This window comes from Alteromonas sp. AO-Serp (assembly GCF_017849675.1).
Classification (GTDB): domain Bacteria; phylum Pseudomonadota; class Gammaproteobacteria; order Enterobacterales; family Alteromonadaceae; genus Alteromonas; species Alteromonas macleodii.
Genome location: NZ_JAFLMX010000033.1, coordinates 1 through 12856, shown reverse-complemented (window position 1 = coordinate 12856; position 12856 = coordinate 1). Strand labels below are relative to the sequence as shown.

Sequence of the window (12856 nt, the reverse complement as noted above, 5' to 3'; positions counted from 1 at the left end):
GCAAAATCACAGGCGCGTATGACTCATGAGGGTGAAGAAGGCATTCGCTCTGTACAGATAGCTGGGGCTGATCCTGAGCTTATGGCTCAAGCAGCACAATTTAATGTTGAGAACGGTGCGCAAATCATCGACATCAATATGGGTTGTCCTGCTAAGAAGGTCAATAAGAAGCTTGCAGGTTCTGCGCTGCTTCAATACCCAGACACAGTGGAAGCGATTATTAAAGCAGTAGTTAATGCTGTTGATGTACCCGTGACACTAAAAATTCGTACCGGCTGGAACCCAGAAAATCGCAATGGGGTAGAGATTGCCCGCATTGCAGAGCAAAACGGCATACAGTCGCTTGCTGTTCACGGCAGAACACGAGCTTGTATGTATAAAGGAGAAGCTGAATACAGCACCATACGCCAAATTAAGGCGGCAATTTCAATTCCTGTTATTGCAAATGGTGATATTACTTCTCCAGAGAAAGCACAAGAGGTGCTGAATTACACCGGTGCAGATGGCGTAATGATAGGTCGCGGCGCGCAAGGTAAACCTTGGATATTTAAGCAAATCCAACATTATCTTGAAACGGGCGAGAACCTACCAGCACCGCCGCTGTCAGAGTTATATGAACTCTTGCATGAGCACGTAGCCAATGTGCAGGACTTTTATGGCGACATAGCCGGTGTGAGAATTGCCCGTAAGCACGTGGGCTGGTATCTCGCGGAGCACGATACGGATCGTCAGTTTCGTAAAACGTTTAACGCTATCGATGATGCGAATGAGCAACTCGATGCACTAAATGCATATTTTCAAGCGCTGCAGACACGAGAAACCCGACAGATTTCTCCCGCAGCATAGTGATGACTAACTTAAGAGCAACACAGTATTATGTTCGATCAAAACGTGACTTCACCTTTTACTACTACAGTAACTACGCCTTCACAAACGCAAGCTCAAAAGCCACTGCGTGACTCTGTAAAGCAAGCGGTTAATAAGTACCTTAAGCAATTGGATAACGCAAACATCGATAACCTGTACGAAATGGTACTGGCTGAAGTTGAAGCGCCGCTGCTAGAAGAAGTCATGACTTACACACGCGGCAATCAAACCCGCGCTGCCATCATGATGGGCATCAACCGTGGCACACTTCGCAAGAAGCTTAAGCAATACGGCATGAACTAAGATTCCAAGGGCTTTGCCCACCAAAGAGCACCAATCGGTGCTCTTTTTGTTTCAACACTACAACATTAGAAACTTAAAATTTATGCAAACACCAAAACCAATTAAACGTGCTCTCCTTAGTGTCTCTGATAAAACCGGTATCCTCGATTTCGCGACAGCGCTGCATAACGCTGGCGTAGAACTTCTGTCGACGGGCGGTACTGCTAAACTTCTCGCTGACGCTGGCTTACCTGTTAAAGAAGTGTCTGATCACACAGGTCACCCAGAAATTATGGCTGGCCGCGTTAAAACCCTTCACCCGAAAATTCATGGCGGTATCCTTGGTCGTCGCGGTACCGATGAAGCAGTGATGGAAGAACACAGCATTGCGCCTATCGACCTTGTGGTGGTTAACCTTTACCCGTTTGCTGCTACCGTGGCAAACGAAGACTGTACGCTAGAAGATGCGATTGAAAATATTGATATCGGTGGGCCAACGATGGTTCGCGCTGCAGCGAAAAACCATAAAGATGTCACTATTGTTGTTAATGCGGCGGACTACTCTCGCGTGCTTGCAGAGATGAACGACAACAATGGCTCGTTAACGTACAACACCCGTTTTGACCTTGCGATTAAAGCGTTTGAACATACGGCCGAATACGACGGCATGATTGCAAACTACTTTGGTGCTCGTTTAGACAGCACAGGTTGTGAAGCAGACTGTGACCACCAGCACAGCGAATTCCCACGTACCTACAACATGCAGCTCACTAAGAAGCAAGACCTTCGCTATGGCGAAAATAGCCACCAAGAAGCGGCATTCTATGTTGAAAACAATGTTCAAGAAGCGTCTGTGGCTACCGCTACTCAGCTTCAGGGTAAAGAACTGTCATTCAACAACATTGCTGACACGGATGCGGCGCTTGAGTGCGTAAAAGAATTCGAAGAGCCAGCATGTGTAATCGTTAAGCACGCTAACCCATGTGGTGTGGCCATTGGCGATGATATTTTAAGTGCCTACGACCGTGCGTTTAAAACTGACCCAACGTCTGCATTTGGCGGAATTATCGCGTTTAACCGCGAGCTTGATGCGAAAACGGCGCAAGCGATTGTTGACCGTCAATTTGTGGAAGTAATTATTGCGCCGACAGTAAGCGATGAAGCGAAAGAAGTAGTAAGTGCGAAGAAAAACGTACGTCTTCTAGCATGTGGTGACTGGACTGGTCAGCTAACTGAAGGTTATGACTTTAAGCGCGTAAACGGCGGTTTATTAGTACAAGAGCGCGACTTCGGCATGGTTGAAATGGAAGACCTAGAAGTTGTGACTAAGCGTAAGCCAAGCGAAGATGAACTACGCGACCTTATGTTCTGCTGGAAGGTAGCAAAATACGTGAAGTCTAACGCGATTGTTTACTGCAAAGACGGTATGACGGTAGGCGTGGGCGCAGGCCAAATGAGCCGTGTTTACTCTGCAAAAATTGCGGGTATTAAAGCAGCTGATGAGAACCTTGAAGTTGCAGGCTCTGTAATGGCGTCTGATGCATTCTTCCCATTCCGCGACGGTATCGACGCTGCAGCTGAAGCAGGTATTAAAGCAGTAATTCAGCCAGGCGGCTCTATGCGCGACCAAGAAGTCATTGATGCCGCTGACGAGCACGGCATTGCGATGGTGTTCACGGGTATGCGCCACTTCCGTCACTAATAAGTATTTACGCAATACCTTTTAGTGCAGGCTTAGTGAGGGACACCAACACCTAAGTTAAACACGCAGTAAAGTGGCATTTAGTGGCTTTACTGTGTGTTTGTTATTTTTCCTTAACCCTTTTAAATACGCAGACTCGAGGTCATTTGCTTGGTTGTAATGAAATCTCATCGAAGCGACAGAGTTGCGAATTATTCTGCTAAGGCGTAAGTGCAAATAGGGGTTAGCTGATAGGCTTGATCTGACCCGTAGTAATTTGTAGTAATAGTGTTATGTTATTCGCCTACCCTCGACAGAAAAAGGAAATAAGAATGAAAAAGTTAGCCCAATATGTGTTAGCCGCAACCCTAGGTGTAAGTGCTACTTATGCCAGCGCAGATGCGATTTCTGATGCCGCAATGAGCGATATCCGCTCTGCTAGTGCAAAAGTACGCGATGAGTACCGTAATCCTCAGCAAACACTGCGCTTTTTTGGCCTTACCCCAGACATGACTGTGGTAGAAATCTCTCCAGGTGGTGGTTGGTACGCCGACATCCTTTATTCTGTTGTAAAAGATAACGGTAAGTATGTAGCTGCTCACTTTTACGTTGATGATGAAACCAGCGGTTACTTTAAAAAATCGGTAGAAGGCTTCAAAGAAAAAATGAAGCCGGGCATGAAGTACGAAGGTGCTGAGCTTACTGCATTCGACCCAATCAAAGCGTTAGATATTAGCGACGCAGGTAGTGCCGATATGGTGCTGACGTTTCGCAACGTACACAACTGGTATATGCGTCACGGTGACGAGGGTATCGACAATGCATTTGGCGCATTTTTCAAAGCGCTTAAGCCAGGTGGCGTACTGGGCGTAGTGGAACATGAGCTTCCTGAAAGCGCAGATGATGAAGCAATGAAGAAAAGTGGCTACATGAAGCGTTCTTACGTTGTGGCTGCCGCCGAAAAAGCAGGCTTTGTGCTTGAAGCAAGCAGCGATGTCAACGCGAACCCAATGGATACTGCCGACCACCCGAAAGGTGTGTGGACGCTACCTCCACGTTTGGCGCTAGATGATCAAGATCGCGAAAAATACATGGCGATTGGCGAGAGCAATCGCATGACGCTAAAATTCACCAAACCAAAATCATAAAATTAAACACTCAAAACGGAACAGTTAATGAACGTACTTGTAATTGGCGGCGGTGGCCGCGAACACGCGCTAGCGTTTAAAGCAGCGCAGTCTTCTGATGTTTCAACAGTATTTGTAGCACCTGGCAATGCAGGCACAGCTACAGAACCTAAGCTTGAGAACGTAGCTATCGATGTAAATGATATTGCTGGCTTGGTTTCTTTTGCTCAGGGTAACGATGTTGAGCTTACTATTGTAGGCCCAGAAGCGCCGCTAGTTGCAGGTGTTGTTGATGCGTTCACAAACGCTGGTTTAATGATTTTTGGCCCCACTCAAGCTGCCGCGCAGCTTGAGGGCTCTAAAGCTTTTACCAAAGACTTTTTGGCTCGCCACAACATTCCAACGGCCGAGTATCAAAACTTCACAGAAATTGACCCAGCTATTGCCTATGTGCGTGAGAAAGGCGCGCCGATTGTAGTAAAGGCTGACGGTCTTGCTGCGGGTAAAGGTGTTATTGTTGCGATGACCCTTGAAGAAGCGGAAGACGCTATCCGCGACATGCTGGCAGGTAACGCGTTTGGCGAAGCCGGCAGCCGCGTAGTTATTGAAGAATTCCTAGACGGTGAAGAAGCGTCGTTCATTGTCATGGTAGACGGCAAAAACGTACTTCCTTTTGCCACCAGCCAAGACCACAAGCGTGCTGCTGACGGTGACAAAGGGCCGAACACAGGCGGAATGGGTGCATATTCTCCGGCTCCGGTTGTAACGCAGGACATTCACGACCGTATTATGCAAGAAGTGATTATGCCAACAGTTAACGGCATGGCTGCTGAAGGCAACGACTACGTTGGCTTTTTATATGCTGGCCTTATGATTATGGCTGATGGCACTCCAAAGGTAATCGAATACAACTGTCGCTTTGGCGATCCGGAAACCCAGCCAATCATGCTGCGCTTAAAGTCTGACTTGGTTCCACTTTGCCAAGCAGCGTGCAAAGGCGAACTTGCTGGTAAAACGATTGAGTTTGATGAGCGCGCGTCGGTAGGTGTTGTGCTTGCCGCTGGCGGCTATCCAGGCAGCTATGATAAAGGCGACGTGATTACTGGTTTCGAAGAAGCCGCTAAGTTAGACGGAAAGGTTTTCCATGCAGGCACCGCCCTGCAAGATGGCGAAGTGGTAACCGCAGGTGGCCGCGTACTTTGCGCTACAGCTTTGGGTAACAACGTTACCGAAGCGCAGCAAAAAGCCTACGAGCTACTAAAAGCCATTCAGTTTAAAGATGTGTACTACCGCACTGATATCGCGCACCGTGCGATTGCGCGTGAAGCTGAAGCCAAGTAGCCGAAAGCCTCATAGAAAGTGCTAAATGAACGCAGCGTAATGCTGCGTTCTTACATAATTACGAAAAGCCAGGGTGTGAATTCTACGCCCCCCACTTTTACTCTTACCTACTCTTACCACTTACTTACCATGCTAACGTGCAGTAAACGCAGAAATCGTAGTTTCCCAGCTACATATCACTGCTTAACCTGATACTAACGCTCAACACAAAAGAAAACTCGCGCTCAGTACATAAGCAATAAGGTATTGAATTTCACATCGAGTCTGATTTGGTACTTGCCGATAGTACTGTATACATTATAAATCTTTAATTTACTGACCTTCTCCATATGTTGCAGCGCATACAAGAACCTGTATGGTATTAATATCAATCCGCATAGATGATTAACCACTTAGCGAGATTTAATAAGCTCAGGTAGTCTGCTTAAAAAGCGTATTATTTCATTCTAATAAAAGAGGTATCACCTGATGTCGAACACTAAACTTATTGCTGTGTTGCTTGTAGCAGTAGTGGCGAGTACCGCAGCGTGGTTCGCCTTTTTTGCCAAAGAATCTGCTCCAGACTTTACTGCTTATGCCGCAGGCCCTGACCGAAAAGCGGCATTTTTTGAGTATTTCACTCCTATTGTAGTCGAGGTGAACAAAGAGCTAGCCACCGATAGAGAGCAAATTCAAAGTTCTTGCGACGCGGATGAAGCAGACAATCTAGACCAGTTCCTGACAAAGTTTCGTGTTGACGATGCTGACCTTGAACAGGAGTCAGCCTGCGAGGTGTTGTTAAGGCGTGCCGACATTGTTCCTGCGTCGTTAGCAATTGCACAAGCAGCGAATGAAAGTGCATGGGGTACCTCTCGTTTTGCAAAATTAGGGAACAACTTTTTTGGTCAGTGGTGTTTCTCTAAGGGCTGCGGTATCGTTCCAAAATCGCGTGACACTAACAAAAATCATGAAGTTGCTGATTTCCGTTCGCCTGCCGACTCAGTAGAAAGCTACATGCTAAATTTAAACACCCACGATGCTTACAAACCATTGCGTAAAATTCGACAATCCTTACGTGAAGAAGACAAGGCTGTCACCGGGGTTGCGCTCAGCTATGGCTTAGGGAAGTATTCTGAGCGTGGCGATGAATATGGAAAAGAAATACGTGAGATGATCAGTTTTAATAAACTTGCAGTGCTGGACAAGTTAGATCTGAGTAAGCAGGAAGGCGAAGCCAATTAACTCAACCAGCTAGAGCGTGACGAGCTCTGTAGCACATTTATTTATCGCCAAATGGCATGGCTTTTAGTCAAGGTGAGTGATTGCAGGTTAAAAGGAGTGGCATTTCTGCGACTCCTTCCAATTACGCGCGGCAAGTCAATCAATTAAAGTAGCGACAAATTATGGTTCACTACTTTGTCAGCTTCACCTTTCCAAACACCGATGCATCTTTATACCCCAAGTTTTTATCGCCGTTTACTGGGGTGATCTCATGAGAGCCTAAAAAGTGCTCTCTGTCGCCACCATCCGCATCGCAATAGGCAAGCATAAAGCCCAGTGTCATACCTTCTTTTAAGGTGGCAGGCGAATTATCTTTTCCGTGTTGATAGCTATCATCAAATACACGTACCGCTGCTTCCCAATGAATCTTATGCGGCGCCGATATATCTCGCTGCCATTTGTTCTCTACGTGATCATTGTAGAGTTGTGGTACAGCCTCTCCTGCTTCATTTGGACCAATATCAACAACCTGATTATCTAACGCTAAGTGATAGGCAAACGCATTGTAGTTATTAAGGTGATCGCCACCAGAGGCATCAGCATCAATAAAAATTTCTAAACAGTCATCATCCCAATAACGTTCAAGGGGATTGGCATAGGTATCTGAGAGGTGATCGTCTTGTATTTCTGCCAACAGATACAGCGCATCCTTGTTCCATCGCAGTTTATATCGACCAGAAAAATCACCGGACTCAGGAGCCGAGCCCCACATAAGCGACGTCATTTCATGCCAATCGCCCCCTTTCCATGCAGCGTCATTGGCTACACCATCTATAACAGGTGGCGTTGATGAAAAAAGTACGCTGTCAGACTTAGCTTGTGCCGTGGGCACAGACACAGCCACAAGCAGTGCCGAGGTTAGTACTGCCCCTAAATGTTTTGCACTTTTCAATTGGATACGCTCTTTGTTTGCTTATTTGTATTTTAAACTACCATGTTTTGACCCCATCCGCGCTTGAAAATAGCACCGAACACCTCCTTCTTTTTTAGAAGCATTACCAATTTGCAACGGTAATTGGTATAAAAAGGACATTCGTTCCCTCACTACCGTGGCTATGTCATTTCAAAACGCGTGCTATCACATCCTTGCGCCTGCCAGCGAGGCTCACGAGTACAAAAAGCTCAGCAAAATATTTGATGTATTTCTTATCGCGTTAATTATCGTAAATGTTGTCGCTATGATGCTGGAAACAGTGCCGGGTATCCCTGCCATTTGGCAGTACGAACTTCATATAATCGAAGTGGTTTCAGTACTGATATTTACCGTTGAGTACTTTCTTCGTTTATACGGCAGCGCATCGGCCCCAAACCGTCCTAATCACGAACGTACAACGACATGGCAAAAGCGCTGGACCTATTTGAAAAGCCCCATGGCGCTCGTCGACCTAATGGCAATTCTGCCTTTTTACTTAAGCGTTTTCGTGGCGTTCGATTTACGTATTTTGCGAATATTTCGGGTAATGCGAATTCTAAAAATTGGGCGCTATTCGCGCTCTATGCAAACTCTCGTTACCGTATTGCGCAACGAGTCTCACAGCCTTATTGCGGCGTTAAGCGTACTTTTGTTGTTCACGATTATCGCCGCCACCTGTATTTATTACATTGAACATGCTGCTCAGCCCGATGTTTTTAGCAGTATTCCCGCTTCATTGTGGTGGGCACTCGTCACGCTGACCACGGTGGGCTATGGTGACGCCGTTCCTATAACTGCATTGGGTAAAATATTTGGCGGCCTCATAACTATAATGGGTATCTGTTTTTACGCCCTACCAGCGGGTATTTTATCTTCTAGCTACACGTCGCAGATGCAGCTAAAACGCGATAGGTTTAAAGACACAGTAAGAAGCGTTTTGGACGACGGAAAGTTGAGTGAGCACGATGTGCACCACCTAGAACATGTTCGCGCACTTCTTGATTTAGATGAAGAGGAGGCAAAGCTAATTGTGCGCCTATTGCAGCACCATCACAAACGGCTAGATGATTGATTACACGCAGGCTGGAGCGAAAGCAACTCCCAAGAATCGAGTGGTATGCGCTTATACCTCCCCTTGATTCTTAGCTCACATCAGCTTATAACTAGTACCCGTCATTTCCAAAAAGAATTCCTATGTCTGTCAAACACCCTATTATTGCTATAACAGGTTCTTCTGGCGCGGGTACTACTACCACGACCAACGCTATACGCCATATTTTCAGGAACTTAAGTGTTAATGCTGCGGTTGTAGGAGGCGATAGTTTTCACCGTTTTACCCGCCCGGAAATGGAAGTGGAAATTCGCAAAGCCCAAGAGCAAGGCAGGCATATCAGCTACTTTGGCCCTAAAGCCAACGACTTTGAGCTACTGGAATCCCTGTTTAGGGAATACGGCAGCTCGGGTACAGGACAGTTTAGACAATACCTTCACACATTCGATGAAGCCGTGCCTTTTAATCAAATGCCCGGCACCTTTACACCTTGGCAAGATTTACCCAAAAACACTGACTTGCTGTTCTATGAAGGTTTACATGGCGGTGTAAAAACGGAAGAAAATGACGTAGCAAAACATGTAGATTTACTGGTCGGCATGGTGCCGATCGTAAACTTAGAATGGATCCAAAAGATTGTACGCGACACCACTGACCGAGGACATTCTCGTGAAGCGGTAATGAGCAGCATAGTGCGAGGACTGGACGACTATTTCCACTACATCACGCCACAATTTTCACGCACCCACGTTAACTTCCAGCGCGTACCAACCGTTGATACCTCCAACCCCTTCAGTGCACGGGAAATTCCAACCCAAGATGAAAGCTTTGTGGTTGTGCGCTTTAGACGGGAAATGAAGACTGTGGACTACCCCTACCTACTTCAAATGATCGACGGCGCGTTTATGTCTCGCATCAACACCTTGGTTGTACCCGGCGGAAAGATGGGCTTAGCCATGGAGCTCATTTTAACTCCGCTCCTTGAAGACATCTTAAATAAAAAGCGCAGAGCTGGTCATCAGATGGATTGGTTGAGCAGCGACGAGTAAGCCCAATATACATCGCTTCTATAGGCATGTATTTAAAACAGTAAGTCGTAATGGCTCATGCCCTGCGTCAATCTAGGTTCTATTCGGAAACTTTCTTGATTTAGTTTCTTGATTTAGTTTCTCGACCTAGTTTTTGACACAGTAGGCTCCTATTATGACCACAATTAAAAGCCAACAAATTTGGGTAGACCAGCAAAACCTTGCCAACACTAACGTTGTTTCCCGCGATATAAACATCAGCGACTTACAGCAAGACGAAGTATTGCTTGAGACAGACAGCTTTGGCTTTTCTGCCAACAACATCACCTATGCTGCACTGGGTTTTAAAATGGGCTATTGGGGCTTTTTCCCTGCAAAGAGTGATAATGACGTTGATGAAGCACATGGCTACGGTATTGTGCCCGTTTGGGGCTTTGCTACCGTTAAGGCGTCTTGTCATAGCGATATCAAAGTAGGTGAAAAGGTGTTCGGCTACCTGCCTATGGCTAGCCATTGGGTGATAAAAGCTGGAAAAGTTGCCCCTCACGGCTTTTCAGACATCCACGAAAAACGGAAAAGCATTAGCCCTGTTTACGATCAATATCTTCGCTGTGCCGCCGACCCCGGCTACGACAAAAACCGCGAAGCATGGCAGCTTAATTTTAGACCCCTTTATATGACTTCGTTTGTTCTCGATGACTATGTGGCAGAGAAAGCAAACAATGAAACCTTACTGTTGTCGAGCGCTTCAAGTAAAACCGCATTGGGTACAGCGCAACTACTTAAAGACCAGAAGGCCTCTCGAAACGCAAGCTATAAGGTGGTTGGGCTAACCTCGAAACAAAACGTGGATTTGGTAAAAGCGACCGGCTGCTACGATGAAGTGTATAGTTATGACGAACTCTCAGCCCTAAGTAGCGAAGGCAATAGCAGTAAAAGCAGCGATGCGCGCTACTGGCTGCTTGATTTCGCTGCCAACGGTACGTTGATTAATGACCTTACCAAGCAGCTTGGCGACAGCCTGAGCGACGTTACACTCATTGGTGCGACAGATTGGAAAGCCCGAGAGAAGCCCAACCCCAAACTGCTCAATGCAGAGATATTCTTCGCGCCAGCTCGCGTGAAACTGCGCCAACATGAATGGGGGCACGAGGCCTTTTTGGCAAAATACGCCAGTGCATGGAAACGCTTCGCAGAGAAAATGAGCGATCAGTTTTATGAGCAATCGCACCGCGGAGCTGATGCTATAACGCAGTTATATTTAGAAACGCTTAATGGCTCGGCGCAAACAAAAGCCCTTAACGTCGTCACTTTTGATTAGCGCCCCTTTAGGATTACAACTTGAACTGCTGGTGTGTTGTTGCACTGCCTACGTTTTTCAAAGCTTGTAATCAACGGGCAGTTCTCAGTAAGTTTAGGGAGGAGAAATGCTTAACGGCCTCCTTTTCTCTAAAGCTTGCGGAGTCTTTGCTGGCTCTTTACTGGGTCTTTACTAAATCTTGCTGTACATAAAAGAGCAACAGACCTAGACACTATTTGTAACAAACATCCCCTGCCTTTTACGATTTTCTCGCTTTTGTATTTCACATCTTGTGGTTATAGTGAAACAAAAGTAAAACGAAAGGTATGAGTATGGGTCAGGAAACCTCTAAAATTCTCGTTGTTGATGATGACATGCGTCTGCGCAGCCTATTAGAGCGCTATTTGCTTGAGCAGGGCTATCAAGTTCGCAGTGCGGCTAACGCAGAACAAATGGACAGACTGCTAGAGCGCGAGAATTTTCACCTTATGGTTTTGGACCTTATGCTACCTGGTGAAGACGGCTTATCTATATGCCGCAGATTGCGCCATCAAGAAAACGACATGCCCATTATTATGCTTACTGCAAAAGGCGATGAAGTTGACCGCATTATCGGCCTTGAAATGGGTGCAGACGATTATTTGCCTAAGCCATTTAACCCCCGCGAGCTACTAGCACGCGCTAAAGCGGTGTTGCGCAGACGCAGCAGCGAAGTGCCGGGCGCGCCGTCTAAAGATGTGCAAACTGTGGAATTTGGCAATTACAAACTGAACCTTGCCACCCGAGAAATGACAGCAGGCGATACACCTTTAACCCTGACAAGCGGTGAGTTTGCAGTATTGAAATCGCTGGTTACTCACCCCCGCGAGCCTTTGTCGCGAGACAAGCTGATGAACCTAGCACGTGGTCGCGACTACAGCGCCTTAGAACGCAGTATTGACGTTCAGGTTTCGCGTTTACGAAGAATGCTTGAAGAAGACCCTGCCAACCCTCGCTATATTCAAACCGTATGGGGATTGGGCTACGTATTCGTGCCTGATGGCGAACAAGTTTAGCACCTATGACTGATACGGCGGGCTCTACCGTCTTGGCCAGTGCGCAAGCGAAGTATGTTTACTCATGACCCCTAATTATGCGTTTACCTACAGCCATTCCAAACACTGGCTTATGATTCAAAGCGACGGCATGTTATGCGTTTAATTCCCAAAAGTGCATTTGGCCAAACCGTCATGCTTATTGGCGTGCTCTTGCTTATTAATCAGATTGTGTCCTACATCTCTGTTACCTATTACTTTATTCAGCCCAGCTACCAACAAATTAACAGCTTATTGGCTACCCAAGTTAAATCTGTGCTCGCCAACGATTTGTTAGTGACTAACCAAGAAACTCGCGACCGCTATTTTCAAAAAACCCAGGTACAGGTCTTTGACGAAAGCGTTGCCAAACAGAATGGATTAGAGAGCGCGGTATACTATAGCTATATTTCTTCTCAGGTTAGCGAGCAGCTCCGGCAGCTTGCAGATGTGCGCATTAGCACCACCACGCAGGCCAGTGACGAAAATGCGCCATACATTGTGTGGATATCCCTGAACCGCTACCCAGATACGTGGATCTCTATTCCTATTTCAGGACTTAACGAAGCAAATATATCCCCTCTGACTATGTACTTAATGGTAATTGGCATATTGAGTGTGGCCGGGGGCTGGTTGTTTGTAAGACGCATGACTCGCCCGTTGTCAGCCCTGCAAAAAGCTGCAATAGCGGTGGGTAAAGGCGAGCACCCGGCGCCGCTTCGCGAACAAGGCAGCACCGAAATGATTCAGGTTACCCGGGCGTTTAACCGCATGAATCAAGGTATTAAGCAGCTTGAGAATGACCGAAATATCATGACAGCAGGTATTTCTCACGACTTGCGCACACCGCTTACCCGTATTCGCCTTGCCTCAGAAATGCTGCCAGAAGATCAAGACTGGATTAAAGATGGCATTGTAAATGACATAGAAGAC

12 protein-coding genes are annotated in these 12856 nt (G+C 46.6%); 11 read left to right on the top strand and 1 reads right to left on the bottom strand.

Annotated features, from left to right (window positions below; all coding sequences use genetic code 11):
* The 6 genes from dusB to QVA83_RS02690 all read left to right on the top strand — a co-directional run.
* The coding region (dusB, locus tag QVA83_RS02715) for a tRNA dihydrouridine synthase DusB (protein WP_287498117.1) at positions 1-846 on the top strand (846 nt) is incomplete at its 5' end.
* A 30-nt stretch (positions 847-876) separates the two neighbouring features.
* The gene (fis, locus tag QVA83_RS02710; protein WP_012520109.1) at positions 877-1170 is read left to right on the top strand and encodes a DNA-binding transcriptional regulator Fis; all 294 of its coding nucleotides are present in this window, start codon (positions 877-879) and stop codon (positions 1168-1170) included.
* Positions 1171-1252: 82 nt separating this feature from the next.
* A complete protein-coding gene (gene purH, locus QVA83_RS02705; protein WP_061487019.1) occupies positions 1253-2851 on the top strand; it encodes a bifunctional phosphoribosylaminoimidazolecarboxamide formyltransferase/IMP cyclohydrolase in 1599 nt (532 codons plus the stop codon).
* Positions 2852-3162: 311 nt separating this feature from the next.
* Positions 3163-3978, top strand: coding sequence for a class I SAM-dependent methyltransferase (locus tag QVA83_RS02700; RefSeq protein ID WP_039228695.1), 816 nt, complete (start codon positions 3163-3165; stop codon positions 3976-3978).
* Positions 3979-4005: 27 nt separating this feature from the next.
* Complete coding sequence (gene purD, locus QVA83_RS02695; protein ID WP_014977766.1) at positions 4006-5298, top strand: phosphoribosylamine--glycine ligase; 1293 nt, start codon at positions 4006-4008, stop codon at positions 5296-5298.
* 468 nt (positions 5299-5766) lie between these two features.
* The gene (locus QVA83_RS02690) at positions 5767-6519 is read left to right on the top strand and encodes a glucosaminidase domain-containing protein (protein ID WP_069945194.1); all 753 of its coding nucleotides are present in this window, start codon (positions 5767-5769) and stop codon (positions 6517-6519) included.
* A 169-nt stretch (positions 6520-6688) separates the two neighbouring features.
* On the opposite strand, the gene QVA83_RS02685 is transcribed toward QVA83_RS02690, so the two are convergent.
* Complete coding sequence (locus tag QVA83_RS02685) at positions 6689-7450, bottom strand: sugar-binding protein (protein ID WP_061486810.1); 762 nt, start codon at positions 7448-7450, stop codon at positions 6689-6691.
* A 157-nt stretch (positions 7451-7607) separates the two neighbouring features.
* On the opposite strand from QVA83_RS02685, the gene QVA83_RS02680 reads away from it, so the two are divergent.
* From QVA83_RS02680 to QVA83_RS02660, 5 genes are all read left to right on the top strand, one after another.
* Positions 7608-8543 (top strand): ion transporter, encoded by a 936-nt coding sequence (locus QVA83_RS02680; RefSeq protein ID WP_014977768.1) that lies wholly within the window; start codon positions 7608-7610, stop codon positions 8541-8543.
* A 122-nt stretch (positions 8544-8665) separates the two neighbouring features.
* Positions 8666-9571, top strand: a complete 906-nt coding sequence (locus QVA83_RS02675) for a phosphoribulokinase (protein WP_014951296.1) — start codon at positions 8666-8668, stop codon at positions 9569-9571.
* A 154-nt stretch (positions 9572-9725) separates the two neighbouring features.
* Entirely contained in the window at positions 9726-10871 is a 1146-nt protein-coding gene (locus QVA83_RS02670) for a DUF2855 family protein (protein ID WP_156079014.1), read from the top strand.
* Between the two features lie 311 nt (positions 10872-11182).
* Entirely contained in the window at positions 11183-11905 is a 723-nt protein-coding gene (gene ompR / locus QVA83_RS02665; protein WP_272502374.1) for an osmolarity response regulator transcription factor OmpR, read from the top strand.
* A 135-nt stretch (positions 11906-12040) separates the two neighbouring features.
* Positions 12041-12856: histidine kinase dimerization/phospho-acceptor domain-containing protein (locus QVA83_RS02660; RefSeq protein WP_287498116.1), on the top strand; the 816-nt coding region annotated here is incomplete at its 3' end.

Excerpts from the sequence above, each read along its gene's own strand:
- QVA83_RS02700 (WP_039228695.1), top strand. The coding sequence starts at position 3,163 with ATGAAAAAGTTAGCCCAATATGTGTTAGCCGCAACCCTAGGTGTAAGT.
- purD (WP_014977766.1), top strand. The coding sequence starts at position 4,006 with ATGAACGTACTTGTAATTGGCGGCGGTGGCCGCGAACACGCGCTAGCG.
- QVA83_RS02675 (WP_014951296.1), top strand. The coding sequence starts at position 8,666 with ATGTCTGTCAAACACCCTATTATTGCTATAACAGGTTCTTCTGGCGCG.
- purH (WP_061487019.1), top strand. The coding sequence starts at position 1,253 with ATGCAAACACCAAAACCAATTAAACGTGCTCTCCTTAGTGTCTCTGAT.
- QVA83_RS02690 (WP_069945194.1), top strand. The coding sequence starts at position 5,767 with ATGTCGAACACTAAACTTATTGCTGTGTTGCTTGTAGCAGTAGTGGCG.
- QVA83_RS02670 (WP_156079014.1), top strand. The coding sequence starts at position 9,726 with ATGACCACAATTAAAAGCCAACAAATTTGGGTAGACCAGCAAAACCTT.
- fis (WP_012520109.1), top strand. The coding sequence starts at position 877 with ATGTTCGATCAAAACGTGACTTCACCTTTTACTACTACAGTAACTACG.
- ompR (WP_272502374.1), top strand. The coding sequence starts at position 11,183 with ATGGGTCAGGAAACCTCTAAAATTCTCGTTGTTGATGATGACATGCGT.